Below are 25,288 nucleotides of genomic sequence, written 5' to 3'. Positions count from 1 at the left end.
TTGTGACCGAAAAACAGAAGCCCCGCTACCAGGTCCACCGGTAGAGTCGCGGCGAGCGCTGCACCCAGTGCGGACCTTCCGCCCGGTAATATATGCGCATGTTGACCAGGGGCCAGAAAAGGCGTTGGTGGATGCGTTCCGGGCGGAGGTATTCGGCGATGCCGGGCTGGGCCTGCACGGCGGATTCACCCGGCAGGCGGAGAAAGGCGCGGCTGGCAAAGCGCTGGTAGAAGGGGCCGGAGTCCAGTACCTGCTCGTGCTGCACGGTGACCTGCGCGCCCTCGCCTGCAATCACCATGCGTCTGGCCGTGTGCAGCCCGAAGAGGGTGCGCTGACGGTCTTCCGCTTCCACGCGGACGAAGCGCTCGGAAATGCTTCCGCCGTCCGAGGCAATGAGCCAGGCCTGCTCGCGCGACCGTCCTCCGCCTGCGTCGCGGTCGTCCATGACGTAGTATACCAGCGTGCCCGCCTCGAAATGCACGCGTCCCCAGTACCAGTTGCGGAAGGCCTCCTTCATGGGCTCGGCGCCCGTGTTGTGATCGTGGTAGCCGCGGCCCTCGAAGGCGAGCCTCCGCTCCTCATGCAGGGGCGTGCGCAGGCGCAGTTCCCCTCGCACACCGGCCCGCGGCAGGGCCAGATTCCAGGTGTGTTCCGCCTCGCCGGCCGCCTCCGCAAACAGTCCCGGGTCCGGGGCGGGTCCACGGTACTCCAGCTCCCCTTCCAGGGCGTCGCCGGAGGGCAGCTCCTCGCACAGGTGCAGGCGGCAGCGGACCCCGCCCTCCTCCATGACAGTCTCCACCCGGTGTCTCCCCACCTGCAGCACGGCCCCCTCCTGCCCGAAGCGGGCCTCTCCCGGACCGTACTCGGTAAAGCTGCAGTAGAGGGTTCGTCCCCCGCCGTAGACCGAGATGCTCACCGCGGGAAATTGCTCCGATCTGGCCGCGCCGGAGCGCTGCGCCTCGATGTAGCGGCGCGAGAAGGGATTGCCTTCATAGAAAATGGCCACCACGCGCAGCTCCCTCTCGGGGTCCACCGCATCGAAATACCACCATTCGTAGGCGCCCGGGGACTTCCCCGACCCGCGCCCGTTCTTCGTTATGTCCGACTGTAATTTCATGCCATCGCCAAGTACGCCATTGCATTGTTTATCTTCAAATGATTTAGCTTCCGATGCTGTTCCTTAAGAAGCCATGATCTTCTATCTCACCCTCGCCGTACTCGCCTACCTGCTGATGACCACCGCCCTGGTGCTCCGCAACAGCCGCGACTTCCGTGTCCTGCTGCCACCTTGGGAGCGTTTCCCGGATAAAGCCCCTCCCCTGGTCAGCATTTGCATCCCTGCCCGTAACGAGGCCGACACCATCGAGCGCTGCGTGCGTTCGGCCCTCGGCCAGGATTATCCCCGACTGGAGGTCCTTGTACTCGACGACCATTCCGAAGACCACACCCCTGCCCTCCTGGAGGAGCTTCGCCGCGGGCACCCCGACCGGCTCTCCCTCCTGGACGGCCGGGCCCTGCCGAGGGGCTGGCACGGCAAAAACTGGGCCTGCGCCCAGCTCGCAGACGCCGCCTCCGGAGACATTCTTCTTTTTATCGACGCCGATACGCACCTGTCCAAGGATACCGTTGCGCGCACCGTGCGAACCATGGCGCGCAGGACGCTGGACATGATCACCCTCTGGCCGCAGCAGGTCATGGACCACTTCTGGGCGCGCCGAGTCATCCCCGTCATCTACCACGCCCTGCTGGCCCACCTGCCCGTTCGCTACGTGCGCCGAGACCCGCGGTGGCTGCCCCGGTTCCTTCGCCCCTTCTTCCGCTCCTTTTTCGCCGCCGCCTGCGGACAGTTCCTGGCCTTCCAAAGGGAGGCCTACGAGGCGGTGGGGGGACACGCCTCGGTGCGAGGCGAGATCGTGGAAGACCTGGCCCTGGCCCGTCGCATCAAGCGGGAGAATTACACGCTGGAGATGTTCAACGGGTCCGATGTCGTAGCCTGCCGCATGTACGCCGGCCACCGGCAAATGTGGGAGGGCTTCCGCAAGAACTTTCTGGCGGGTTTCGGCGGCAGCTCCATTCTATTCGCCGTCGCCGCCCTCTGGAACGCCGCCGCCTGGGTGCTGCCGTGGGGGGGACTGGCGTGGGGACTCATGGGCGGTGAACCCGCCCTGGCCCTGGCTTCCGCTGCGGCCCTCACCCTGGCTATGCTGCAGCGGCTGGCCGTCGCGCGCCTCTACGGCTGGGGGCGGGCGGGCGCGGCCACCCACGCCCTGGGCGTGCTCTGGTTTGAGGCCCTCGCCGCCAGGGTGCTGGCCGACCGGCTCACGGGACGCCCGCCCCGCTGGAAGGGTCGCGACCTGGACTGATGCGGGACAGGTTGCAGTTTATTTTTAGCGGTAAAGTGTCCATATTGCCAACGATGAAGAAGGCGGTCGACAAATACCTGCGCTATCTGAAGGTGGAGCGGAATGCCTCTCCCCACACCATCGACGCCTACGGGACGGACCTGCGCCAGTTCCTGCATTTCTGCGCCCACAACTTTGCATGCGAGGAGAAACAGGTGCCGCTGGACCGCATCGACCGGCTCACCATCCGACTCTGGCTGGGCGAACTTTCCGGGGAGCGGCTCACCAAGAGCAGTATCGCCCGGAAGGTGGCCGCTATACGCTCCTTTTTCAAATACTGCTTCAAAAGGGGAATAGTGCAGAAAAATCCCGCCCACCTGCTGATCGTACCCCGCAAGGAAAAACCCCTGCCCAAGACCGCCACCGTGGAAGACCTGGATCGCATGATGGATCTGGCGGGGGGCGATGCACCGGCCGATTGGCAGGACCGCGCCATCCTGGAGCTTTTCTATGGCACCGGCATGCGTCTTTCCGAGCTCACGCAGCTGGACACCGGCGATCTCAACCTGGAGCTCAGCCAGGCCAAGGTGCTCGGCAAGGGCTCCCGCCAGCGCATCGTGCCCCTGGGAGGTCGCGCCGAGGAAGCGCTTCGGCGCCACCTGCAGACCCGGGAGGAGCTGTTCGGGGAGCGCACGGACGCCGATGCCCGCAGGGCCCTTTTTCTGGCCGCCCACGGCCAGCGCATCTATGCGCGGGCGGTGCAGCGCATGGTGCGCGACTTCCTGCAGCGTACCAGCGAGGTAACCCAGAAGAGTCCGCATGTGCTGCGCCACAGCTTTGCCACGCACCTGCTGGACCGCGGTGCCGACATCCGCGTAATCAAGGAGCTGCTGGGACACGCCAGCCTGGCGGCCACCCAGGTCTACACCCACACCAGCGTGGAGAGGCTGAAAAAGGTCTACGAAGGAGCCCACCCGCGGGCCAAAAATCCCTGATCCCGGGCCGCTCAAAACGCCGGCGCCCCTAAACCTGTTAATATGACAACCACCGACTTTAAGACTTCCCGACTTTCCGACTTAACAGACTTTAAGACTTATCAGACTTTAACAGACTCTAAGACTTAATAAGTGTTATGAAAACAACATTTACCGCCCGACACTTTGATGCCAGCAGCGACCTGCACCTCTACGCAGAAGACGCCGTGCAGAAACTGGACCAGTTCTACGACCGCATCATTACCTGCGACATTGTACTTCAGCCCACGCCGGACGACGAAAACCCGCATCAGGCCGAGTTGAATGTGAAAATTCCCCAGACCCTCATCAACGCCCGGGAGCGGGCTTCCTCCTACGAGCAGGCCATAAACCAGGTGGTGGACAACGCCGCGCGCCAGCTCAAAAAGTACAAGGATAAGCACTTCAACAACCACTGATCACCCCGCCCGGGCCTGTGCCCGGCCCAAGCAGCAAGATCCCCATGCCCCTCGGCAATATTGAACCCATTCCCCGCAAGGAGAAAATCACTGTAGCCTACCTTGTGGAGAAACTCAGGGAGCGCGTCCAGATGGAGGTCCTGCCAGTCAGCGGCGAGGAGCAGTGCGGACAGCGTTTCGTCACCGAGGCCGACCTCCACCGTCCCGGCCTGGCCCTGGCGGGCTATACGGAGCTTTTTACCCACCAGCGCATACAGGTGGTAGGCAATACCGAATCGCAGTACCTGGAACACCTCTCCCGCGAGAAGCAGAAGGAAGCCATCACCCAGCTGCTGAACTTCGACATCCCGGTGATCTTTCTTACCGACGGCAACGAGTTGCCCGAACACCTGCGGGAAGAGATCGCCGGGGCCGGCATTCCCCTCTTCCGAACCGGGGTGGAGACCACGCGCTTCATGCAGCTGGTGCGCGACTTCCTGGAAGATCAGTTCGCCCTGCAAACCGTGGTGCACGGCTCCATGGTCGATGTTTACGGCATCGGCATCCTGGTGGCCGGCAAATCGGGCATCGGCAAAAGCGAGGTGGCCCTCGACCTGGTCGAACGGGGCCACCGCCTGGTGGCCGACGACGTGGTGATTCTCACCAAGAAGAGCAACATCCTGATGGCCTCGGCCACCGAGATCAACAAGCACTTCATGGAGATACGGGGACTGGGTATCATCGACATCCTCTCCATGTTCGGCATCCGCGCCATCCGCTACCAGAAACGCCTGGAGGTGGTGCTGGAGCTGACGCTATGGGACGAGTCGCAGGACATCGAGCGTACGGGACTGAATCGCGACCTGACCTCCATCCTGGGGGTGGATATCCCCCTCATTAACCTCCCCATCACACCGGGTAAGAACATTACCGTTATCGCCGAGGTGATCGCCATGAATTACCTGCTGCGTCATTACGGCTACGACGCCGCCGAGGCCTTCCAGGAGAAGGTGCGCGCGCAGATCGCACGCAAAAAAGAGGAAGCTGACATCCCCAAAAGGGCCATCGAGTACTTTGAGGGCGATGTGGAGTAGAAAAGTGCCCTTCTTTTAACTATTGCCAACTTTCCGTAACTTGGCGCGTTGAAGGACGCGGAGATCTTCTGAGGTACTACCTCATCTGAGCTAAACAGGGATTCATGTCACTGCAGAATTATTTTTTCTACGACGAACAGAACTGTGAGTTCGTCCCCCTCGAATACAACGCCCTCGAGCGAATTGTCTACAACGCCTGCGTCTGGATCCTCTGCGGCGTCATCATCTCCGGGCTTGCCGTCTCCCTCCTTTCCCGCACGGTGGGCACCCCCGCCGAAATCGCCCTGAAGGCCGAGAACCGGGAGCTGATCAACCAGCTCAAGCAGACCCGCAGTACTATTGAGGAGCTGGACGGCGAAGTGGACCAGCTCGCCCAGATGGACAACGAGATGTACCGTTCCGTCCTCGGCATGGAACCCATCCCCTACGACGAGCGCGAGGCGGGTACGGGCGGCGCCGACATCTACTCCGAGTTCGACGTCTACAGCCAGGAAACCTCCGAAATTCTCAAGTGGACTGCCCAGAATCTGGAAAGCCTGGAGCGCTCGGTCAGCATCCAGAAGTCAAGTTTCTCCCAGATCAAGAAATACTACAACGAAAACCGGGAGAAGATGCAGCACCTGCCGGCCATTAAACCCGTAGAGGGTGTGCTCATCAGTGGCTTTGGCATGCGTATGCACCCGGTGCTGAACTACCGCCGCATGCATGAGGGCATCGACCTGCGCGCCAACGTGGGCGACGAGGTCTACGCCACGGGCGAAGGAACCGTCAGCTTTGCCGGAACCGAAGGCACCTACGGGCGCCTGCTGAAGCTGGACCACGGCTACGGTTTTGAAACACGCTACGCCCACCTCTCCTCCTTCGCCAGCGGCATCCGTCCCGGCACTCGCGTGGAACGCGGGCAGCTCATCGGTTTTTCCGGGCAAACCGGACAGGTCGAGGGCCCCCACCTGCACTACGAAATCCTGCGCGAAGGCCGTCCGGTGGATCCCCTGCAGTACCTCTTCGGCAACATCACACCCGAGGAGTACGCCATGTACCGCGATATTTCCGCCAGCAACCAGGAGTCGATGGACTAGCCGGTGCGATCCTGCCCGCGAAGCGTTATATTCGGGGCGTAATTCCAACCTAAAGGATCCGCCCATGCATCCCTCCTTCCGCACCCTTCCTGTACTCACCCTGTTACTCCTTTTTTCGGGCGCCCTGCACGCCCAGGAGCTGTCCGACCATCCCGACATCGCCGCCTACTCCGGGGAGGCTCAGCGCATCATCGACGCCGCCATGTCGGACGAGGAGTCCTTTGAGGAGCTCACCTGGTTCGGCGACCATTTCGGGCCCCGTTTCAGCGGCTCGGAGAGTCTGGAGCGCTCTATCGACTGGATCGTGGAAGAGATGCGGGCGGACGGCTTCGACCGCGTTTGGACCCAGGAGGTCATGGTGCCGCACTGGGTGCGCGGCGAGGAGTCGGCCGCCCTGCTCGCCCCGCGCGAAAAGGACCTCCCCATGCTGGGACTGGGAGGAAGTGTGGGCACGCCCGAAGGGGGCATCCGCGCAGAGGTGCTGGTGGTGGAGAGCTTCGAAGACCTGAAGGCCAGGAGCGATGAGGCCGGGGGCAAAATTGTGCTTTATGACGTGCCCTTCACCTCCTACGGGCAGACCGTGCGCTACCGTACCCAGGGCGCCATCGAGGCGGCACGCGCAGGCGCGGTGGCCAGTCTGGTACGCAGCGTGGGTCCCTATTCCATGCAGACCCCGCACACGGGCAACTCCAGCTACGAAGAAGGGGTGCCCAGGATTCCCCACGCCGCCATCACCCTCGAGGACGCCGCCATGCTGCACCGCATGCAGGAGCGCGGGGAGCGGATCGAAATACGCCTTGAAATGGACGCCGAGACCCTTCCTGACGTGCCCTCGCGCAATGTTATCGCCGAAATACGGGGCTCGGAACGTCCCGAGGAGATCGTGGTGCTCGGGGGACACATCGACTCCTGGGACGTCGGTCAGGGCGTCATGGACGACGCCGGCGGCTGCCTGGCCGCCTGGGAGGCACTGAAAATCATGAAAGAGCTGGGCCTGCAGCCTCGCCGCACCGTGCGGGTGGTGTTGTGGACCAACGAGGAAAACGGGCTGCGAGGCGCCAACGCCTACCGTGACATGGTGGTGGAGGACGGCACGGTGGACGACCACGTGCTGGCCATGGAATCCGACAGCGGGGTCTTCGAGCCGCGCGGCTTCGGTTTCAGCGGGTCGGACGCCGCCTGGGAGATGGTGGCGGCCGTGGGTTCCCTGCTGGCCCCCATCGGCTCCGATGCGGTCACGCGCGGGGGCGGCGGGGCCGACATAGGCCCGATCATGCAGGAGGGGGTGCCGGGCATGGGACTGTCGGTGGACGGCAGCCGCTACTTCTGGTACCACCACTCCGCGGCTGACACCATCGACAAGCTCAACGCGGAGGACTACAAGAAATGCATCGCCACCATGGCGGTCATGGCCTACGTGGTGGCCGACATGCCCCGCACCCTCCCCCGCGAATAATCAGCCGGGGCCGCTACTCCTCGCGCTCGCGCAGAAATTTTTCGGCCAGTTCCTCACCGGCCCGCAGGGAGGTCTTGAGCCAGCGAAGCAGCAATCCGCGCCGGTCCTGCTCCGGCAGCTCCCACTTGTCCCTCGGCAGCGTACGTCGCATGCGCAGGGAGAGTTCGTAGAGGCTGAGGGCGGCGCTCACGGAGATGTTGTAGCTCTCGCTGAATCCCAGCATGGGAATACGCGTGCAGAGGTCGGCCTCTTCCAGGGCCCGGCCGGTCAGTCCAGGCAGCTCCGAACCGAAGAGCAGGGCTATGGGACGGTCCAGCGGCAGCCGGTCGATGTCTACGGTCTCCTTCTCCCCTTCCTCGTGGGGCGTGGTGGCCACCAGGCGGTAGCCCCCCTCCCTGAGGTGCCGGAGGCAGCGCCGGGTGTTGTCTTCCTCCCCGCGATAGCGCTCCAGGGTAAGCCACTGGTCGGAACCCACCGTCACTTCGCTGGAGAGGGTGAAGCGATTCTCGTTTTCGATGATGTGCACATCCTGTATGCCGAAACAGTCGCAGCTCCGCAGTACGGCACTGGCGTTATGCGGCTGGTAGATGTCCTCCAGGACCACGGTGAGGCGCCTGGTACGTTGCGATAGTACCTCGTTAAGGCGCTCCCACCGCTCGTCGGTCACGAAGGTGCGCAGGTGGGCGATGAGCTCATCGGTGGATGACATGGAGGGAGGCAGTTCCGGCCGGGTTACTCCTCCTCGTCGCAGCGCAGGATGAAGCCTTTTTTCCGCACCGTCTCTATGTAGTCGCGATCGGCCTTGTCACGTATCTTCTTGCGAAGGTAGCTGATGTAGACGTTGATGTAGTTGGTCTGGGTGTCGAAGTGAATGTCCCAGACGTTCTCGGCGATCTCTTCCTGGGTGATGATGCGGTTTTTGTTCTTCATCAGGTAGACCAGGAGATTGAACTCGTTGTTGGTCAGGTCCACACTGTCGCCGTTGACGGTAAAATTTCGCTCGAGCTGCTTGACCTCCAGCTCTCCGCATTCCAGCGTACGTTCGGGTCCATCGCCGCTTCGCCGGGTGATGGCCTCGATGCGCGCGATCAGCTCCTCGGTGTCGAAAGGCTTGGTGAGGTAGTCGTCGGCGCCCACCTTCAGGCACTTGATCTTGACATCCAGCTCCTGCTCGGCCGACAGAATGAGCACCGGCGTGGTGATCTCGCGGTCGCGGATCTCCTTGCAGATGTCGAAGCCGTCGCCGTCCGGCAGCCCGAGATCCAGGATGATGATGTCATATTTGTTGTTAAATGCCAGCTCTTCGCCTTCCGTCGCATTCTTGGCCAGCGCCGCTTCGTGATCGTTTTTCTTCAGCGCCGCTTTGAGCAAGGTACCGACGGACGGGTCGTCTTCGACAACTAATACGTTCATTATGGGGATTCCTTCGCGGTTCGTTTCACTGCCATTTCCAAAAGAAGGTAAATGATAAATATATAGGCTTTAATATGCCAAATGTAAATTTTAATCCTCCACGTACCCCTCATCCACGTAGCCGGAGTCGCGAAGCCAGCCTCTCAGCTCCTCCACGTAGGCGTCATCCAGCTCGTGTCCCCTGTCGAGTTCCCGAAAATCTACCTTGGCCCCCCACTCCTCCAGTTCGGCGGCCGACTCGCGCTGGGGCCCCGCCTCGACGCTTACGTCTGCGCTTCCGTGCAGTGCAAGCACGTTGAGATGGCCGTAGCTGCCGGACCGCTCGCGGAACACCTCGGTCTTGATGCGTCCCCCGACTACCGCCAGGTCGTTCACATGTTTCCAGCGGGAAAGTGCGAAATAGCCTGCCTGGTAACCTCCCATGGAGTAGCCCACCAGCGCCAGTCGATTCACGTCGACCAGCCTGATCAGCTTGTCGATCACTTCCTGGATAAACTCGGAGGTGAGTTCCAGGGAGCGCACAAACTGCTGCTGCTCCCCGTCGTAGAGGTACCATGAGCGGCCCCAGTCTCTTACCTTGCGCTTGCGCGACTCGTCGTAGATAGGGTAGGGTCCCTGTATAAACAGATGATAGGCTCTCAGGTTGAGCAGGGCGTCCACCTTTCGCCGAAAAATCCTGACGTTCTGTCCGAAGCCGTGCAGATAGACGATCATCGGCTTCTCTCCCTTTTGGCCCGACTCTATGAGCGTATAGGGCACCTCGATGCGGAAAGGGGTCTTTCCCGAAACAAGAACATCCCGGCCACCCATCAGCTTCCCCCGGCGTTTACAGCCTGAGGCATGTGCTCGGGCCGGGCATCCTTAAAGGCCTCCCGCGGCTGCAGTCCCAGGATCTCAAACATGCGCCGGTCCTCGCCCAGCTCATTGTTGGGCGTAGTCAGCAGCTTTTCGCCGGTGAAGATGGAGTTGGCGCCTGCCATGAAGCAGAGAGCCTGCTCCTCCATGTTCATATTGACACGGCCGGCCGAGAGACGCACCATGGCGTCAGGCATGGTGATGCGCGCGGTGGCGATCATGCGCGCCATTTCATTCCACGGCACCGGCGGGCGGTCTTCCATCGGGGTGCCCTCCACGGCAATCAGTGCATTGACGGGCACCGATTCAGGATGCTCCGGCATGGTGCTCAGGTTGTGGATGAGTTCGATGCGGTCTTCGTCGGTCTCCCCCATGCCGATGATACCGCCACAGCAGACCGAGATGTTGTTATCACGCACCCGGTCGATGGTATCGAGGCGGTCCTGGTACTTGCGGGTGGAGATGATGCGGTTGTAGAAATCCTCGCTGCTGTCCAGGTTGTGGTTGTAGGCGTAGAGGCCCGCCTCCTTCAGCTTGCGCGCCTGCTCGTCGGTGAGCATGCCCAGGGTGCAGCAGACCTCCATGCCCATATCGGTGATTTCGCCCACCATGTCAAGCACCCTGTCGAAGTCCCTGTTTTCGCGGCCGCATCGCCAGGCCGCGCCCATGCAGAAGCGAGTGCTCCCGGCTTCTTTGGCTTTACGGGCCGCCGAGAGAATCTCCCCGCGGTCAAGCATCTTGCCGGCCTCCACATCGGTATCGTGGTGGGCCGACTGGGGACAGTAGGCACAGTCTTCCGGGCATCCCCCCGTCTTAATGGAGAGAAGCGTACAGACCTGCACCTCCCCCGTTTCGTGGTGTTCGCGGTGGACCGTCGCCGCCCGGTAGATGAGCTCCATGAGCGGAGTGTTAAAAATTTCGGAGATCTCCTGCCTGGTCCAGTCGTTGCGTACTACAGCCATAGGGAAATGCGTGGTGTGATGGTTCGGGGTGCGTGGCGTTCTGCCGTGAAAAGTAACAGCCATCGGGCGCAAAAACCAATGCAAATTGGAGGTCAGTCCGTCGCGTCGGCCAGCGCCTGGTCCTTGTACTGCAGCTCGTAGAGCTTGCGGTAGATGCCCCCGGGGCGATCCAGTAGTTCGCTGTGGGTGCCCCGCTCGCGGATCTCGCCCCTGTGCATCACCAGGATGGTGTCCGCCTCATGTATGGTGGAGAGCCGGTGGGCGATGACGATGGAGGTGCGCCCCTCCATAAGCCGGTCGCAGGCCCGGTTGACCACCTCCTCCGTTTCGGAGTCCACGCTGGAGGTGGCTTCGTCGAGCACCAGAATGGCAGGGTCGAAGACCATGGCCCGGACAAAGCAGATCAACTGACGCTGTCCCATGGAGATGGACCCGCCCCGCTCGCTCAGTTCGTAGCGGTAGCCGCCGGGAAGCCTGTCTATGAATTGGTCGGCACCGATCTCGGCAGCCACCTCCTTTACGCGTTTTTCGGAGATTTCGGGGTGTCCCAGGGTGATGTTCTCGAGGATGCTGCCGGAGAATAGGGCGTTGTCCTGAAGCACGAGAGCGAAGTGGGCGCGCAGGTCTTTCAGCCTCAAGTCGCGTATGTCCACCCCGTCCAGGAGGATAGAACCCTGGTCGATGTCGTAGAATCGCATCAGAAGGTTGATGATGGTGGACTTCCCCGCCCCGGTGGCTCCTACGATGGCCACCGTCTGCCCGGGATCGGCGTGAAAGCTGACATCGCGCAGTACGGTCTCCTCCTCGTTGTAGCCGAACCAGACATTCTTGAATTCAATTTCGCCGCGGGGGCGTCCCACCTCTGCCGGCTCCTCGGGGTCCTCGATCTCGTTGGGCGTGTCAAGCACGTTGAAAATACGCTCGGAGGAGGCCAGGGCCGACTGCAGGGTGTTGAATTTTTCCGAGAGTCCCTGGATGGGACGGAAAAACTGCCGCACGTACTGCAGAAATGAGATGAGAATGCCGAAGGTAATAGCCCCCTGTTCCGGCGACATAAGCGCCCTTCCGCCCCCATACCAGAGCACCAGGGCCATGGCCAGGCTGGCAATGACTTCCACGGCCGGCCAGAAGAGGGCAAAGTAGAAGATGGTTTCGATATAGGCCTCGCGGTGCCCGGCGTTGATCTCCTTGAACTTATCCTTTTCGCGCTCCTCGCGGTTGAAAAGCTGCACAATGGCCATGCCATTGATATGCTCCTGCACGAAAGAGTTCAGCCGGGCGATCTGGTCGCGCACCTTCAGGAAAGAGACCCGCACCTTCGATTTGAAAAGGAAGGTAGCGTAAAAAAGGATGGGCAGCACGGAGACGGCCACCAGGGTGAGTTCCCAGCTCATGCTGAGCATGAAGTAGAGAATAAAGAAAAGCCGGAAGAGGTCGCCGATGATGTTTACCACCCCGTCGCTGAGCAGGTCGCTCAGCGCCTCGATGTCGCTGGTGGTGCGCGTGATCAGTTTGCCGATGGGATTGCGGTCGAAGAACTGCACGTGAAGCGACTGAATCTTCTCGAAGACCGCGTTGCGCATGCTGAAGAGCGTACCCTGCCCGAACCAGCGCGTGAGATAGGTATTGAAGACCAGCAGCACGAACTCACCCACCAGGGCCGCGACCAGCAGAAGGACGATATGCATCAGCCCGTCCAGGTCGTTGGAGGCAATGTAGTCGTCCACCGCCACCTTTACCAGCCAGGGACGCACGGCCCCCAGGTAGGCCGCCCCGAGAGTGAGGGCGATGCCCAGGACTACGTACCACCGGTAGGGTTTCAGAAAAAAGTAAAGCCGCCGAAGAAGGTCTGAATCGACGGCTTTATCCTTTTGGGAGTCAGGCACTAAGAGTCAATTATCTAGAACCGATTGAAGTCGTCGAAGGGTGTCCTCGGCGTGATCGGTTTGGGTTTTTTCTGGCTGCCGCCCGACGAGCCGGAATCGCTGTTGTAGTCATTGCGGCTCTTCTTGTAGCTGCGGCTGTCGGAGGAATCGTCGCTTTCGCGGCTGCTCTTGTCGTAGTTCCGGCGGGACTTGCCGCCTGAATTACTCTTTCGCTTGCGGAATCGTTTCCTCTTGTTGTTGTTATTTCCGCTGGGACGCCTTTTGCGTTTGTCCTTGCTGTCGTCATCTCCTCCCCCCTTGTTCCTGTTGATTTCCTTCAGGTAGACTTTTGGCTGGATGATGCCCTTCTCGTGGGCCGGGTCGGTGAAGATGGGACGCAGTTCGGTGGCCACCCATGCGGGGAAGAACTCGTCGCGGGCCTCGCGAAGCAGCACGTACTGGTTGGTGTATCGCGCCGAGAAGTGCGTGATGACCAGCAGCTTGGTCTTGGCCTCGTTTGCGACCCGCGCGGCGTCCTTGGCCGTGGAATGGCCGGTCTCCTCCGCCTTGTCGGAGAGGCTCTCGCTGAAGGTGGCCTCGTGCATGAGCACGTTGGTGTTCATGCCCAGCTTGACCGAATTGGGACAGTATTTCGTGTCGGTGATGTAGGCGAAGGAGTCGCCGGGCCGCGGGTGTCCGACGATGTCGTCGGACTTGACCACGGTGCCGTCGTCCAGCTCCACATCGTTACCGGCCTTCAGCTCCTTGTACTGCCAGTCTTCACTGATGCCCTGCTCCTCCGCCTTTTCGGCGTCTACTTTGCCGGGACGGTCTTTTTCTTGAAAACGGTAGCCTATGCAGAATTTGGAGTGGTTCAGGGGACGCGCCTCCACGTAGTATTCGTCCTCATCGACCACCCTCTCGTGCTCGAAGCCCTCTTCCAGCTCCACGTACTCTATGGGATAGTTCAGAGTGAGATTGGCGAACTCAAAATTCCATTCCACAAACTCCTGCATGCCTTTGGGACCCACCAGGGTAATCTTGCGGTCCCTGCGCTGCAGTTGCAGCGTGGAGAGCAGGCCTATGAGGCCGGAAAAGTGGTCGGTATCGAAGTGGGAGATGAAGATGCAGTCGATTTTAGAGCGCTTTAGCCCGCCCTGCAGCATACGCATCTGGGTGTTCTCGCCGCAGTCGAAGAGGAAAACGCTTCCTTCTCTCCAGAGTGCAACGGACGAAAGATGGCGGGTGGCGGTTGGTGTGGCGGATGCTACTCCGAGTGGTACAATAATCATTTCGTGCTCCTCTTATGTTTTGAAAACCGGGGAGACGTGCGTTCAGACAATCGTCCCCCAAGTCGTTTCGATAGGTGTTCCAGTTTATTATCCAGGTTATATCTCAGCCAACTCTTCCTCAATTAACTGTTTGTTGTACATGGCTGAATAACGGCCGTTCTTTCCCAGTAAATACTCGTGGGTTCCTTTTTCCACGATCTGTCCTTCTTCCATAAAATAGATAATGTCAGCATCCTTGATCGTCGAGATCCGGTGACTGACCATCAAGGTGGTCCTGCCTTCCAGTTCACGGCGCAGGTGTTGCAGAATAGCTTCCTCGGTCTTGGTGTCTACGGCGCTCAGGGAGTCGTCCAGGATAATAATCTTGGGATCCCTGATAAGTGCGCGGGCGATGGCCGTTCGTTGTTTTTGGCCGCCCGAAAGCGTAATCCCACGTTCACCCAGTATGGTCTCAAATTTTTTCTCAAAATCCAAAATATTCTCGCGCACCTGCGCTTTCGCGGCCGCCCGCTCCACCTCCTGCTGCGTCGCCTCGCCGGTGCCGAAGGCAATATTCTCGCCGATGGTCTCCGAAAAGAGGAAGGTATCCTGCGGCACGTATCCGATGTGGGCGCGCAGAACGCGGAGAGGAATCTCCTGAATATCCCTGCCGTCCACCCTGATGGTGCCCCTGGTGGCCTCGTAGAGACGGGGCAGGAGCTGGATGAGGGTGGTCTTGCCGCTGCCGGTGCGTCCCACGATGGCCGCGTTCTGACCCGCCCCTATCTCAATGGAGATGTCCCGAAGGGCCCATTCCTCCGCCCCGGGGTACTTGAAGCTGACGCCTTCAAAGGCGATCGCGCCTTCCAGGCTCTCCACCGAATGATCGGTGGCGGTGCGGTCGGCGATCTCCACATCGGCGTTCAGGATGTCGCGGATACGCTTCCAGGATGCCATAGACTGCTGGAAGCGGTTCACAGTGTAGCCCAGTGAGGCCACCGGCCATGTGAGATAGGCCACGTAGATGACAAATTCAGCGATATTGCCTACCGTCAGAATACCTTCCATAACCATGGAGCCCGCCTTCCAGACGACGATCACCACCGAAAGTCCGATGAGCAGGTTCAGCGTGGGATGGAAGAGCGACTCCACCAGGTCCAGCCGCAGCTTCTTGCGTCGGTACGACTCGCTTTCGTCCTCGAAACGCTGCTTCTCGTACTCCTCGCGGGTATAGGCTTTGATCAGCCGGATGCTGGAAAAGGATTCGTTGGCGCGTCCCGCGATGGCCGAGTACTGCTCCTGAATGATGCGCGAGTAATCATTGATGTAGCCGCTCACCCAGTAGGCGAAGGCCGAGAGCAGCGGGAGGGGCAGCAGGGCCCAGAGAGTCAGCTCAGGACTCACGATGAACATGATGGTGATGATGAAGGCCATGCGGCTGACGGTATTCACCGTGTACATATAGGCCGGCCCAAAATACTCGCGCACCTTGGAGACGTCCTCGGTGGCGCGCACATAGACCTCCCCGGGCTTGAAGCGGCTGTAGAAGCGGATGGGAAGCTGCAACAGCTTGCCGAAGACATCGTTGCGCAGGTCGAATTCGATGCGGCGGGAAGCCACGATGAGGGTCTGGCGGGTGGCAAAAAGGAGCAGCCCGTAAAGCAGCACCGTCCCAATCAGGTAGAGGGAGTTCTCAGCCAGAATCCACCCCGCCTCGCTGCTGAACAGCACCTCCGTCATGTCGGCGTAGGCACGGGGAGCGTCCTCTCCAAGGCGGCCCACCTCGTCCATGGTGCGGCGGATGAAGACGGGGATCCAGACCAGGAAGAAGTTGGAAGCCGTCAGAAAAAGGGTTCCCAGCACAATGGTCCACTTGTACCTGGCGAAATAGGTGTTGAGCTGTTTAAAGGAACCCATCGTGATCGTTAGGGTGTTCCGGGCCTGGCGGTGTGCCGATTCGGTTCAGGATAACGGCGCCGCCTGTTTGTGTTCGCTGTATCGGGAAATCCAGTACTCGGCTAGTTTTTCGCCGGAGAGGAAGGCGTCTTCGAGAGACGATCCCATGAAGTAGTCTCCAACTAACGCAAGCGGAGCCTCTTCCATTTCCAGTTCCATGAAATATTCCTTAAGGGGATTCAGGGGCTGGAAGTATTTCCAGAAATGCAGGCGGGTCTCACGGGGCTCGTGCAGGGAGAGGCCGGTAATTTCGGAGGCGCGGTCCAGCATGCGGCGGGTGACCTCCTCCGGGTCGGCATGGACGTGGGTGCGCGCAAAGCGGGCCGAGGAGTGCAACATGAGCAGCGCTCCGGCGTTGGATTCCCCATCTTCGGCGGACGTACGCTTGGAGCCCTCGTTGCCTATCCAGCGCAGCATCTCCCCGTCGCAGGTAATGCCGCGCCACGTGGGCGGCGGCGCCTCGGCGTGCACCAGGAGGGCGTAGGCAGGCTTGTAGCGGATATCGTCGATATGCCGGATGATGCGACGCGCCGGGGTCTCGTCCTGCGCCGTTTGCAGCACGCCGTAGGCTTCGGGAGCGGGGGCGGCCAGGATCACCGCGTCGCATTCAAAGACGCTGATATCGGTGAGGTTGAGCATCCAGGCGCGCTTGCGACTGCGGTGGGAGCCGATAAAGGTCATGCCACCCACCTTCTCGGCCGACTTGACGTCCACCCATCGGGCGAGGTATCGCGCGATGGCATTCATGCCGCGGGGAGCGGCAAACCAGTTGGAGGCGTGCACGTTGGGATTTACCCCGTGGTACTGCGTGCCGTCGTGAAGGGCAAAGTCCTGCGCCCAGGTGCGGGCCAGTCCCTCCTCGCGAAGCTCGTCCACAAATCGCGCAAAGGAGGACCTGCTCACCTCGAAATGGCTGTAGCCGTAGTCGGCGGTCATGCCGCCAAGCTCGGTGGTGGCAAGTTTGCCGCCCAGCTCACGATTCTTCTCAATTACGGTGACATCGTGACCGGCCAGGGCCAGCTTTCGACCCGCCACCAGCCCCGACAGACCTGCTCCGACAATACCAATTTTCATGAATGGGGTCCTGCTCGTTGCAATTTATTTAGGATGCTTGGAAATTCGCGGTCGCTAAAATCCGAAATAACTGTCCAAATTTCTATCGCTTAATAGAGTCGAACGCGCGGCTGCACCGCCCCCTTGTCGAGCAGCGCAGGCCAGAAGGCCACGACGCCGCTGGCTTTGGGGCGTCCCCCGGCAAAGCCGGTCACGCCGCTGGGTCCTGTAAGGATCAGCGGGGCCACCTCCTTGCCGAAGCGGTCGAGGTCCTCTTTGGAGCGGCCCGAAAGGGCCACCCGCAGCTGAATCTCCTCATGCTCTTCTTCGGCCTGCAAATCGAGGGGCTCCTCGCTGCAGGCGTTGGCCCCGATATATTCCACGCGGAAGGCGTCGTAGTCCAGTCCCAGCTCGTCCGCCCTGCCCTTCAGGATCTCGCCGGCCTTGACCGCTTTGCGCAAGGCCTGCGGCCAGGCGTAGACCAGTGTGGAGGCCAGCTTGTAGCCGTCGCGGTAGGAGACCGAAATCTTGTAGGTGTCGGTTTCCGGACGCCCGGTGATGCCCTGTACCTTTACGCGGTCGGGTCCCTCCTGCTCCAGCCGCACCGAGGTGAAGTCGGCGATCACGTCGGGAGTAATGTATTCGGCCGGATTGCCGATTTCGTAGAGCAGCTGCTCCTTGACGGTGCGCTCGCTCACCATGCCCCCGGTGCCCTCGTGCTTGGTCACATAAAAATGTCCGTCGGGATGTGCCTCGATGATGGGAAAGCCGATGTTCACGAAATCCTCCACCTGCTCCCAGTCGGTAAAATTACCGCCTGAGACCTGCGCGCCACACTCGATGATGTGGCCGGCGATGGTGCCGGCCGCCATTTTATCGTAGTCGCCGAAGTCCCAGCCGAACTCATGCACCATGGGCGCCAGGGTGAGTCCGGTATCGGTGACCCTGCCGGTCACCACGATGTCGGCTCCCTCGCCCAGCGCCTCCACCACCGGCTGGCAGCCGAAATAGACGTTGGCGCTCAGCAGGCGATCGCGCACGGTGGAAATGGGTTCGCCGGTCTCCATGTTGGCCAGCTCATGACCGGCCTCGGTCAGCTGGCCGATACGGTCCAGGATGTCGTCGCCGTCCACCACCGCCACGGTGATGTCATCGTAACCCGCCCCGCGGATAACCTCCAGCAGGGCGTCCTTGCAGGCCTCGGGGTTCACGCCGCCCGCATTGGAGATTACCTTCACGCCTTCCCCCGCGATCTGCGGCAGCACAGACTCCACCACCTCTACGAAATCCCGCGCATAGCCCCAAGCTTCATTGCGCATTTTCTGTTTCTGCATGATGGACATGGTTACCTCGGCGAGGTAGTCCATGACCAGGTAGTCGACGGGTCCCTGGCGGACCTGGCGCAGGGGCGCTTCGGGCAGGTCGCCCCAGAAGCCCTGGCCGGAAGCGATGCGGATGACGTCTTTCACGGTCGGAGTGGATTTGCGGTTTGGAAAGGCGACAAGATACAAGGATAATCCCACTATTGAAACGCGTGTAGGGGAGCAATCCTCCTGCATTTTCGGTATACTTCCGCGGCACCGGAGCCAACAGCAAACATGCAAACATGAAGCCATACGACGCCGTCATTGTGGGCGGAGGGCCCAACGGGCTGGCGGCCGCCATACGGCTGGCGAACCGCGGCCTCTCCACCCTGGTTATCGAGGCCGAGGACTCCGTCGGCGGGGGCACACGCACCGCCGAACTCACCCAACCCGGCTTCCGCCACGACGTCTGCTCCGCCATTCACCCCATGGCAGCAGCCTCCCCCTTCCTCAGCAGCCTGCCGCTGGACCGTCACGGCCTGGAGTGGATCACCCCGCCGGTGCAGCTGGCCCACCCGCTGGACGAACGCCCCGCCGCCTGCCTCTACCGTTCGCTGGACCGGACCGCGGACGAACTGGAAGCCGACGGCCCCGCATGGCGCAAACTGGTGGGTCCCCTGGCCGACCACTGGGAGTCCATGGCCCCCGACCTGATGGCCCCCCTCTCCCTGCTGCCGGCCCATCCTCTTCGCATGGCCGCCTTCGGCCTGAAGGCCTTACGGCCGGCTGAAAGCCTTGCGCTCAGCCAGCTGCAGACCGTTCAGGGAAAAGCATTGTTCGGGGGACTCGCCGCACACGGGCTGCTGCCCTTCGACCGGCTGGCCACCTCGGCCATAGGACTGGTGCTGGGGGCCGCGGCCCACGTGACCGGCTGGCCCCTGCCCCGCGGCGGCTCCCATACCATTACCCGCGCGATGGCCTCCTATCTGAAAAGCCTGGGAGGAGAGATCCGAACCGGATGGCCCGTGGAGCGCCTGGAGGAGCTGCCCGGCGGACGGGTCACCCTCTTCGACCTGACACCCCGGCAGGTACTGGACATCGCGGGGGACGCCATTCCCTCCGCCTATCGCGAGAAGCTGAAGGCTTTCCGCTACGGGGCGGGCGTGTTCAAGCTGGACCTGGCCCTGGACGGACCCATTCCCTGGCGCGACGAGCGCTGCCGGCGGGCGGGAACGGTGCACCTGGGCGGTGAGCTGCAGGAGATGGCCGCCGCCGAGCGCGAGACGGCCGACGGGGGGCACCCCGACCGGCCCTATGTGCTCCTGGCCCAGCAGAGTCTCTTCGACGAGACCCGCGCCCCGGAGGGCAAACACACCTGCTGGGCCTACTGCCACACCCCGAACGGTTCGACGGTGGACATGTCCGAGGCCATTCTCAAGCAGATCGAGCGCTTCGCCCCCGGCTTCCGCGATCTGGTCATAGGCACCCACGCCATGAACGCCATGGACATGCAGGCCTACAACCGCAACTACATCGGCGGCGATATCAATGGGGGAAGCGCCGAGCTGGGACAGCTCTTCCGGCGCCCGGCCCGGTTCATGGATCCCTACCGCATACCGGGCGGGCCTCTCTTCTTCTGCTCCTCCTCCACCCCGCCCGGCGGGGGCGTGCACGGCATGTGCGGCTTCCACGCCGCAGGCTCCGCCCTTCGCTACCTGGGTGTCTGAAGTCGTCAGCGCGCCTCGTTCCCAAGTTCACACTCTGCCTGCGATTCACTATACTGTCCGGAACCGGATCGTTTATGCAACCGCACCCATTACCCATCGCCGCACATGGACGCCAAGGAATTTCGAGAGCAGGCCCACCGCATGGTCGACTGGATGGCCGACTACTTCGAGCAGGCGGAAGAGCTTCCCGTCAAGCCTACGGTGAAGCCGGGCGACATCCTGAAGCAGCTCCCCGCCTCACCCCCCGAAGAGAGTGAGAACTACGATGCCATCTTCAGCGATTTCCGCAAGATCGTTATGCCCGGCATGACACACTGGGAGAGTCCGATGTTCATGGGCTACTTCCCGGCCAACAAGAGCTACCCTTCGGTGCTGGCCGAAATGCTCACTGCAACACTGGGGGCCCAGTGCATGAGCTGGGTCACCTCCCCCGCCGCCACCGAACTCGAGGAACGTATGATGGAGTGGCTGCGCGAACTCTGCGGACTGCCGCCTTCCTTTACCGGGGTGATCCAGGACACCGCCTCCACGGCCACCCTTTGCGCCCTGCTGATGGCCCGCGAGCAGGCTACCGGCTTCGGGGTGAACGAGGACGGCCCGGAGGCATTTCCGCCGCTGACGGTCTACGGTTCGTCGGAGACCCACTCCTCTATCGAAAAGGGGGTGAAAATCGCCGGTTACGGGCGCAGCAACCTGCGCAAGGTGCCGGTGGACGAAACCTGGGCTATGGACCCGCAGGCCCTGGAAAAGGCGATCCGCAGCGATCTGGAGGCCGGCTATAAACCCGCCTGCGTGGTGGCCACCCTCGGCACCACCGGTTCCACGGCCATCGATCCCCTGGGGGCCATAGCCGACATCTGCAGCCGCTACGATATTTTTCTTCACGTTGACGCCGCCTACGCCGGCACCGCCCTCCTGCTTCCCGAAAAACGCGCCATGGCGGAGGGCATGGAGCGGGCCGACGCCTATGTCTTCAACCCTCACAAGTGGATGTTCACCAACTTCGACTGCTCAGCCTTCTACGTGCGCGACGAGGAGTTGCTGGTACGCACGTTCGAAATCCTTCCCGAATACCTGAAATCGTCGGAGGGTGACCGTGTAACCAACTACCGCGACTGGGGCATTCAGCTCGGCCGGCGTTTCCGCGCCCTCAAGTTATGGTTCGTCATCCGCTCCTTCGGGGCGGAGGGCCTGCGTGACATCCTGCGCGGCCACCTGCGCATGGCCGGCTGGCTGGAGAAACAGGTACAGGCGTCTGAAGACTTCGAGATGCTCGCCCCGGTGCCTCTCAACGCCCTCTGCCTGCGCTTCCATCCCCCGCATATCGACGACGAGGAGAAACTGGACGAACTCAACCGGAATCTTCTGGAGGCCGTACAGAGAAGCGGCGAGCTCTTTATCACCCATACCACGCTGGACAACCGCCTCGCCCTGCGTGTCGTCTGCGGGAACACCCGCCTGGAGCAGAGACATGTGGAGATAGCCTGGCGGGTACTCCGCCAGACTGCACAGTCGCAGATCGGAGGTAACACACCATGAACGACCCCCACCCCGAACATCCCGGCGAACTTTCCTGCCAACCCCTGGACGGAACCAGCCGATCCGAGCGCCTGCCCGACCTTGCCTCCCTGCCCCATTTTGACGAAGAGGAGCTGAGCCAGCAGCCCATCGAACGCGCCTCCACCATTCCCGCCTCCTGGTACACCTCACCGGAGATCCTGCAACTGGAGCGGAAGATACTCTTTTCAGACTTCTGGCAGCTGGCAGCCCACGACCGCCAGATTCCGCGGGCCGGAGACGTGCACCATTTCGAGGCGGCCGGCAATCCTCTCATGCTCCTTCGCGACGGCGAGGGCGTCGTGCGCGCTTTCTACAACGTCTGCAGCCTGCGCGGGGTGCCGCAGTTCAACAGGGTGGATCTTTTCGACAAGAAAGACTTCGGGCTGGTGCCCGTGGAACGACAGGACTGGCAGGGCCTGCATTTCGTACGTCTCAACGGGGACGGACCGGATAAACCTGGCCTCGAAGAATTGTTGGAAGGAGTATCAAATCGTATAGCCCCCATAAGCTTGGAGGATTATAACTACTACGACTCGCATCGCTATGTAATCGACTGCAACTGGAAGGTCTACGTGGACAATTTCCTGGAGGGCTACCACATTCCCATCGTGCATCCCGAGCTGGCCAGGCTGCTCGACTACCGGAATTATGTCACTGAAAACGCCCGCTGGCACTCTCTGCAGCACAGCCCCTTCCAAAAAGGCGAAAACCTCTACCGCAGCACCGACGGAAAGGCCTGGTACTACTTTTTTTTTCCAATATCATGCTCAATATCCTGCCCAACAGGCTGCAGACCAACGTGGTGCGTCCCCTCTCGGCCGGGAAGACCGAAGTGGCCTTTCACTACTTCTACAGCGACCTGGAGTCGCCGGATATGAAGGAGATAATTGCCGAAGACCTTGCCTACAGCGACAAGATCCAGCGGGAGGACATCGAGATCTGCGAGCTGGTTCAGCGGGGACTGGGCTCACGCGCCTACCACAAGGGACGCTTTTCAGTCAAGCGCGAGCAGGGGGTCTACCATTTTCAGAACCTGATCAAGGAGAGATTCCGGAAAGCGTACGGGAACTCCCTTTGAAGCGGATGCCGGAGCCGTAACCGTTTTGAAATTTCCCTCCCTCTTGTTACTTATGAGCCACCTTCACACGAACGAAACCGACTATCACCGCATGAAACGCCTCGCCGCCCTCCTGCTGCTTGCCGCCGCCGTCTGGTACGGCTTTTACATGACCGATCCGCCGGCGCCCAAGCCGGCCGACGCCCCCGAGACCGAGTACTCCGCCCTGCGCGCCTTTGAGCACGTAAAGGCCCTGTCGCAGGCCCCTCACCCCATGGGTACGGACGAGCACGGCCGCGTGCGGAACTACATCATGCAGGAGCTGCGCGGGCTGGGCCTTGAGCCCGAAATTCACGAAGGTATCACCTCCGGCAGCTTCTATGGGGGCGCGGCCCACGTTCGCAACATTCTTGCCCGCATCCCCGGCAGCGATCCGGCCAAAACCATCCTGCTTATGGCGCACTACGACACGGTGACCAACGCCCCGGGCGCCTCGGACGACGGCTCGGGCGTGGCGGCCATCCTGGAGACGATTCGCGCCCTTCAAGCCGGGGAGGCGCCGCGCAACAACGTTATGGTGCTCATCACCGACGGGGAGGAAGTGGGACTGCTGGGTGCCGAGTATTTCATGAACAGCCATCCCGCGGCCGATTCGGTGGACCTGGTGCTCAACCTGGAGGCGCGAGGCAGCAGCGGCGCCTCCTTCATGTTCGAAACCTCAAGCCCCAACCGCTCTCTCATCCCGGGCTTCGCCCGCTCGGCCTCCCATCCCGTGGCCAACTCCCTGACCTACACGGTCTACAAGATGATGCCCAACGACACCGACCTGAGCGTTACCAAGGATGCGGGACTGGCCGGTTTCAACTTCGCCTATGCCGAGGACCACCTGGACTACCACACCATGCAGGACACCCCCGCAAACATGTCCCTGGCCTCTCTGCAGCATCACGGGGAGAACCTGCTGCCGGTGGTCCGCCACTTCGCGAACACCGATTTCGATCTTAGGGCGGAGGGCGAGATGGTCTACTTTAACAACCTGAGCGGGGGACTCAGTCACTACCCGGCCTCCTGGTCCCTGCCCCTGGCGCTGGCCGCCCTTCTTCTTTTCGCCGGCTGGTTGGTCTACCTCTTCCGCACCGGCCGGCTGGGATGGGGACGCTGGCTGGGCTCCCTGCTGATCTTTATGCTGACGGTAGCCGCCGGTGCCCTCGTTACCTGGCTGGGCTTCCGGGGCATGGCCGCCCTCCACCCGGAGTACCGGTGGCTGGCCCACGGTGAGGTCTACCCCCACACCTGGTACCTGGCGGCCTTCAGCGCGCTGATGCTGGCCCTCATCGCCCCAACCTTCGCCTGGATGCAGCGCCGCTGGGATATGGAGGCGCCCCTTTCAGGGGTCTACACCGTCTGGATCACGCTGGGAACCGTGGTCGCCTGGTACCTGCCCACCGCCTCCTACCTGTTCACCTGGCCCGCCCTGCTGGGCCTGGTGGGCTGGATCGTACTGGGCGACCGCATAACCGAACGCTCCTGGCGCACCCTCGGGCTGCTCTTCCTGGGATTGCTGGCCGCGCTCTTCATGGTGCCCATCTATATACAGCAGGTGCAGATGATGATGACCACCCGCATGCTCTGGGTAAGCATGGTGGTACTGCTCCTGCTGGCCGGCCTCGCATGGCCCTGGATGCATTACATCGGGGGCGGGCAGATGAAGAAATGGAGCGGGGGACTCCTCCTGCTTGCCCTTGCATGCCTGGCCGGAGCCTCCCTGAACTCCGGCTTCGACGAAAGTCACAAGAAGCACAACCACCTGATCTACCTGGCCGACCTGGGGGCCGGGGAGGCGCACTGGGTAAGCCGGGACCACGCGGTCGATTCGCGTGGACCCGCCAGTTCCTGGGTGAGAATCCCTCCCGGGAGCCCCTCGAGGGCAGCCAGAGGATGCGGGGCGGCAATCCCATGCACACGCCGGCGGATCTTGTCGACGAGCCGGGCGCCGTCTCCTTCAACCTGCGCAGCGACAGCCTGGCTGACTCCCTGCGTCACCTGGAACTCACCCTCCGCGTGCCCGGCGGCCACAGCCTGCAGCTGCAGCGGAGCGACGGGAACAGCCTGCGGGACCTGCGCGTGAACGGGGTGCCGATGGGCCGCGAAGGGGGCGAAAGCGGGAGCCCACGGCTGATCTACTTCGGGGACCTCGACGAGACGCTCGACGTAGGGCATGTCTGCACCGTGCCGGACCGACACCCTGGAACTGGTAATGGAGGCCGTCACGATCCGGTTTTCCCGCCGAGATCATGGAAGGCTACGAGGACCGCGGCGACTGGATGATGCCCTACCCCTACGGCATGAGTGACGTTACAGTGCTGAGGCGGCGTCTGCGCCTGGAACCCCGCTAGCCGCCCGCTTCCTCTCTGTTTGCGTCGCCGCGCTCCTCCGGCGGGTAGCATGCTTCGCAGGGGCAGAGCTTGCGGAGGGTCTCCCACTGGTACATGCCGTTGGAATGGCCGTCATTCCAGTAGATGCGGATGGCGTGGTTGCCGATCTGGCGGATGTCTTCCACCCGGAATTCCATGGCGGAGGTATTGGCGGAAGGATCGACCAGGAAAAACGAACGGTCGAACGCCCCCATGCTCCCGTGTCCCCCGCGGCACTCCACACAGGGACAGTTTTTGCGCAGTCCGTAAAGGGAGAAAATCGAACGGTGGCCGTCGCTCCAGATCACAGAGAGCTCTCCTTCGGAGTTTTCAACCTCCACTTCCCTGGGACGGTATGAGTTTTCCATGGCAGGATTGTTCAATAAGAAATCGAGAGCCAAAGATAGCGTTCAGGTTGCATGGAATCCATTCAGCGTCTAATTTGGTATCGTTTTACAGGGGAGGCCGC

General features: G+C 61.7%; 20 protein-coding genes and 1 pseudogene. 10 read left to right on the top strand and 11 right to left on the bottom strand.

Features of this window, described 5'->3' with window-relative positions:
* Positions 1-25: 25 nt before the first annotated feature.
* Positions 26-1,117, bottom strand: a complete 1,092-nt coding sequence (locus U5K31_13355; GenBank protein ID MDZ7773707.1) for a hypothetical protein — start codon at positions 1,115-1,117, stop codon at positions 26-28.
* Positions 1,118-1,190: 73 nt separating this feature from the next.
* Between U5K31_13355 and U5K31_13350 the strand changes: the two genes are divergently transcribed.
* From U5K31_13350 to U5K31_13325, 6 genes are all read left to right on the top strand, one after another.
* The gene (locus U5K31_13350) at positions 1,191-2,363 is read left to right on the top strand and encodes a glycosyltransferase (protein MDZ7773706.1); all 1,173 of its coding nucleotides are present in this window, start codon (positions 1,191-1,193) and stop codon (positions 2,361-2,363) included.
* A gap of 53 nt (positions 2,364-2,416) precedes the next feature.
* The gene (locus U5K31_13345; GenBank protein MDZ7773705.1) at positions 2,417-3,337 is read left to right on the top strand and encodes a tyrosine recombinase XerC; all 921 of its coding nucleotides are present in this window, start codon (positions 2,417-2,419) and stop codon (positions 3,335-3,337) included.
* Positions 3,338-3,474: 137 nt separating this feature from the next.
* Positions 3,475-3,774, top strand: a complete 300-nt coding sequence (raiA, locus tag U5K31_13340) for a ribosome-associated translation inhibitor RaiA (GenBank protein ID MDZ7773704.1) — start codon at positions 3,475-3,477, stop codon at positions 3,772-3,774.
* Between the two features lie 44 nt (positions 3,775-3,818).
* A complete protein-coding gene (gene hprK, locus U5K31_13335) occupies positions 3,819-4,847 on the top strand; it encodes an HPr(Ser) kinase/phosphatase (protein MDZ7773703.1) in 1,029 nt (342 codons plus the stop codon).
* A gap of 104 nt (positions 4,848-4,951) precedes the next feature.
* On the top strand, positions 4,952-5,926 hold the full coding sequence (locus tag U5K31_13330; protein MDZ7773702.1) for a M23 family metallopeptidase: 975 nt from the start codon (positions 4,952-4,954) through the stop codon (positions 5,924-5,926).
* 64 nt (positions 5,927-5,990) lie between these two features.
* Positions 5,991-7,382: a M28 family metallopeptidase gene (locus U5K31_13325; protein ID MDZ7773701.1), complete on the top strand. Its 1,392-nt coding sequence runs from the start codon at positions 5,991-5,993 to the stop codon at positions 7,380-7,382.
* 13 nt (positions 7,383-7,395) lie between these two features.
* Here U5K31_13325 and U5K31_13320 read toward each other — a convergent pair whose 3' ends face one another.
* The 9 genes from U5K31_13320 to U5K31_13280 all read right to left on the bottom strand — a co-directional run bounded on the left by U5K31_13320 (position 7,396) and on the right by U5K31_13280 (position 18,226).
* Positions 7,396-8,091: an RNA methyltransferase gene (locus tag U5K31_13320; protein ID MDZ7773700.1), complete on the bottom strand. Its 696-nt coding sequence runs from the start codon at positions 8,089-8,091 to the stop codon at positions 7,396-7,398.
* Positions 8,092-8,114: 23 nt separating this feature from the next.
* On the bottom strand, positions 8,115-8,795 hold the full coding sequence (locus U5K31_13315) for a response regulator transcription factor (protein ID MDZ7773699.1): 681 nt from the start codon (positions 8,793-8,795) through the stop codon (positions 8,115-8,117).
* Between the two features lie 90 nt (positions 8,796-8,885).
* Positions 8,886-9,605: a hypothetical protein gene (locus tag U5K31_13310; GenBank protein MDZ7773698.1), complete on the bottom strand. Its 720-nt coding sequence runs from the start codon at positions 9,603-9,605 to the stop codon at positions 8,886-8,888.
* Positions 9,605-10,612, bottom strand: coding sequence for a biotin synthase BioB (gene bioB, locus U5K31_13305; protein ID MDZ7773697.1), 1,008 nt, complete (start codon positions 10,610-10,612; stop codon positions 9,605-9,607). The genes U5K31_13310 and bioB overlap by 1 nt, the downstream gene beginning before the upstream one ends.
* 92 nt (positions 10,613-10,704) lie before the next feature.
* Positions 10,705-12,498 carry an ABC transporter ATP-binding protein gene (locus U5K31_13300; GenBank protein MDZ7773696.1) on the bottom strand — a complete coding sequence of 598 codons (1,794 nt, stop codon included), beginning with the start codon at positions 12,496-12,498 and terminating at the stop codon, positions 10,705-10,707.
* Between the two features lie 14 nt (positions 12,499-12,512).
* Entirely contained in the window at positions 12,513-13,769 is a 1,257-nt protein-coding gene (gene rnz, locus U5K31_13295; protein MDZ7773695.1) for a ribonuclease Z, read from the bottom strand.
* Positions 13,770-13,865: 96 nt separating this feature from the next.
* Positions 13,866-15,665 (bottom strand): ABC transporter ATP-binding protein, encoded by a 1,800-nt coding sequence (locus U5K31_13290; protein MDZ7773694.1) that lies wholly within the window; start codon positions 15,663-15,665, stop codon positions 13,866-13,868.
* A 45-nt stretch (positions 15,666-15,710) separates the two neighbouring features.
* Positions 15,711-16,778, bottom strand: a complete 1,068-nt coding sequence (locus U5K31_13285; protein ID MDZ7773693.1) for an FAD-dependent oxidoreductase — start codon at positions 16,776-16,778, stop codon at positions 15,711-15,713.
* Between the two features lie 89 nt (positions 16,779-16,867).
* Positions 16,868-18,226 (bottom strand): acyclic terpene utilization AtuA family protein, encoded by a 1,359-nt coding sequence (locus U5K31_13280; protein ID MDZ7773692.1) that lies wholly within the window; start codon positions 18,224-18,226, stop codon positions 16,868-16,870.
* Positions 18,227-18,363: 137 nt separating this feature from the next.
* On the opposite strand from U5K31_13280, the gene U5K31_13275 reads away from it, so the two are divergent.
* The 4 genes and pseudogenes from U5K31_13275 (at position 18,364) to U5K31_13260 (ending at position 24,533) form a co-directional block, all read left to right on the top strand.
* Positions 18,364-19,788, top strand: a complete 1,425-nt coding sequence (locus U5K31_13275) for an NAD(P)/FAD-dependent oxidoreductase (GenBank protein ID MDZ7773691.1) — start codon at positions 18,364-18,366, stop codon at positions 19,786-19,788.
* 105 nt (positions 19,789-19,893) lie between these two features.
* Positions 19,894-21,327 carry an aminotransferase class I/II-fold pyridoxal phosphate-dependent enzyme gene (locus tag U5K31_13270; protein MDZ7773690.1) on the top strand — a complete coding sequence of 478 codons (1,434 nt, stop codon included), beginning with the start codon at positions 19,894-19,896 and terminating at the stop codon, positions 21,325-21,327.
* A pseudogene (locus U5K31_13265) lies at positions 21,324-22,426 on the top strand (SRPBCC family protein). Before U5K31_13270 ends, U5K31_13265 begins: the two are co-directional and overlap by 4 nt.
* A gap of 91 nt (positions 22,427-22,517) precedes the next feature.
* Complete coding sequence (locus U5K31_13260) at positions 22,518-24,533, top strand: M20/M25/M40 family metallo-hydrolase (GenBank protein MDZ7773689.1); 2,016 nt, start codon at positions 22,518-22,520, stop codon at positions 24,531-24,533.
* Positions 24,534-24,797: 264 nt separating this feature from the next.
* On the opposite strand, the gene U5K31_13255 is transcribed toward U5K31_13260, so the two are convergent.
* Positions 24,798-25,187: a DUF971 domain-containing protein gene (locus U5K31_13255; protein MDZ7773688.1), complete on the bottom strand. Its 390-nt coding sequence runs from the start codon at positions 25,185-25,187 to the stop codon at positions 24,798-24,800.
* Positions 25,188-25,288 lie beyond the last annotated feature (101 nt).

It is taken from the genome of Balneolaceae bacterium (genome assembly GCA_034521445.1).
In the GTDB taxonomy this organism is placed as follows: Bacteria; Bacteroidota; Rhodothermia; order Balneolales; family Balneolaceae; genus JAXHMM01.
The sequence above is the reverse complement of the archived record's forward strand: the minus strand, read 5'-3'. Positions and strand labels throughout refer to the sequence as shown.

What these genes read in the sequence shown, in the direction of transcription:
- U5K31_13355 (MDZ7773707.1), bottom strand. Translation starts at nt 1,117, where the DNA reads ATGAAATTACAGTCGGACATAACGAAGAACGGGCGCGGGTCGGGGAAG.
- U5K31_13350 (MDZ7773706.1), top strand. Translation starts at nt 1,191, where the DNA reads ATGATCTTCTATCTCACCCTCGCCGTACTCGCCTACCTGCTGATGACC.
- U5K31_13345 (MDZ7773705.1), top strand. Translation starts at nt 2,417, where the DNA reads ATGAAGAAGGCGGTCGACAAATACCTGCGCTATCTGAAGGTGGAGCGG.
- raiA (MDZ7773704.1), top strand. Translation starts at nt 3,475, where the DNA reads ATGAAAACAACATTTACCGCCCGACACTTTGATGCCAGCAGCGACCTG.
- hprK (MDZ7773703.1), top strand. Translation starts at nt 3,819, where the DNA reads ATGCCCCTCGGCAATATTGAACCCATTCCCCGCAAGGAGAAAATCACT.
- U5K31_13330 (MDZ7773702.1), top strand. Translation starts at nt 4,952, where the DNA reads ATGTCACTGCAGAATTATTTTTTCTACGACGAACAGAACTGTGAGTTC.
- U5K31_13325 (MDZ7773701.1), top strand. Translation starts at nt 5,991, where the DNA reads ATGCATCCCTCCTTCCGCACCCTTCCTGTACTCACCCTGTTACTCCTT.
- U5K31_13320 (MDZ7773700.1), bottom strand. Translation starts at nt 8,091, where the DNA reads ATGTCATCCACCGATGAGCTCATCGCCCACCTGCGCACCTTCGTGACC.
- U5K31_13315 (MDZ7773699.1), bottom strand. Translation starts at nt 8,795, where the DNA reads ATGAACGTATTAGTTGTCGAAGACGACCCGTCCGTCGGTACCTTGCTC.
- U5K31_13310 (MDZ7773698.1), bottom strand. Translation starts at nt 9,605, where the DNA reads ATGGGTGGCCGGGATGTTCTTGTTTCGGGAAAGACCCCTTTCCGCATC.
- bioB (MDZ7773697.1), bottom strand. Translation starts at nt 10,612, where the DNA reads ATGGCTGTAGTACGCAACGACTGGACCAGGCAGGAGATCTCCGAAATT.
- rnz (MDZ7773695.1), bottom strand. Translation starts at nt 13,769, where the DNA reads ATGATTATTGTACCACTCGGAGTAGCATCCGCCACACCAACCGCCACC.
- U5K31_13290 (MDZ7773694.1), bottom strand. Translation starts at nt 15,665, where the DNA reads ATGGGTTCCTTTAAACAGCTCAACACCTATTTCGCCAGGTACAAGTGG.
- U5K31_13285 (MDZ7773693.1), bottom strand. Translation starts at nt 16,778, where the DNA reads ATGAAAATTGGTATTGTCGGAGCAGGTCTGTCGGGGCTGGTGGCGGGT.
- U5K31_13275 (MDZ7773691.1), top strand. Translation starts at nt 18,364, where the DNA reads ATGAAGCCATACGACGCCGTCATTGTGGGCGGAGGGCCCAACGGGCTG.
- U5K31_13270 (MDZ7773690.1), top strand. Translation starts at nt 19,894, where the DNA reads ATGGACGCCAAGGAATTTCGAGAGCAGGCCCACCGCATGGTCGACTGG.
- U5K31_13260 (MDZ7773689.1), top strand. Translation starts at nt 22,518, where the DNA reads ATGAAACGCCTCGCCGCCCTCCTGCTGCTTGCCGCCGCCGTCTGGTAC.
- U5K31_13255 (MDZ7773688.1), bottom strand. Translation starts at nt 25,187, where the DNA reads ATGGAAAACTCATACCGTCCCAGGGAAGTGGAGGTTGAAAACTCCGAA.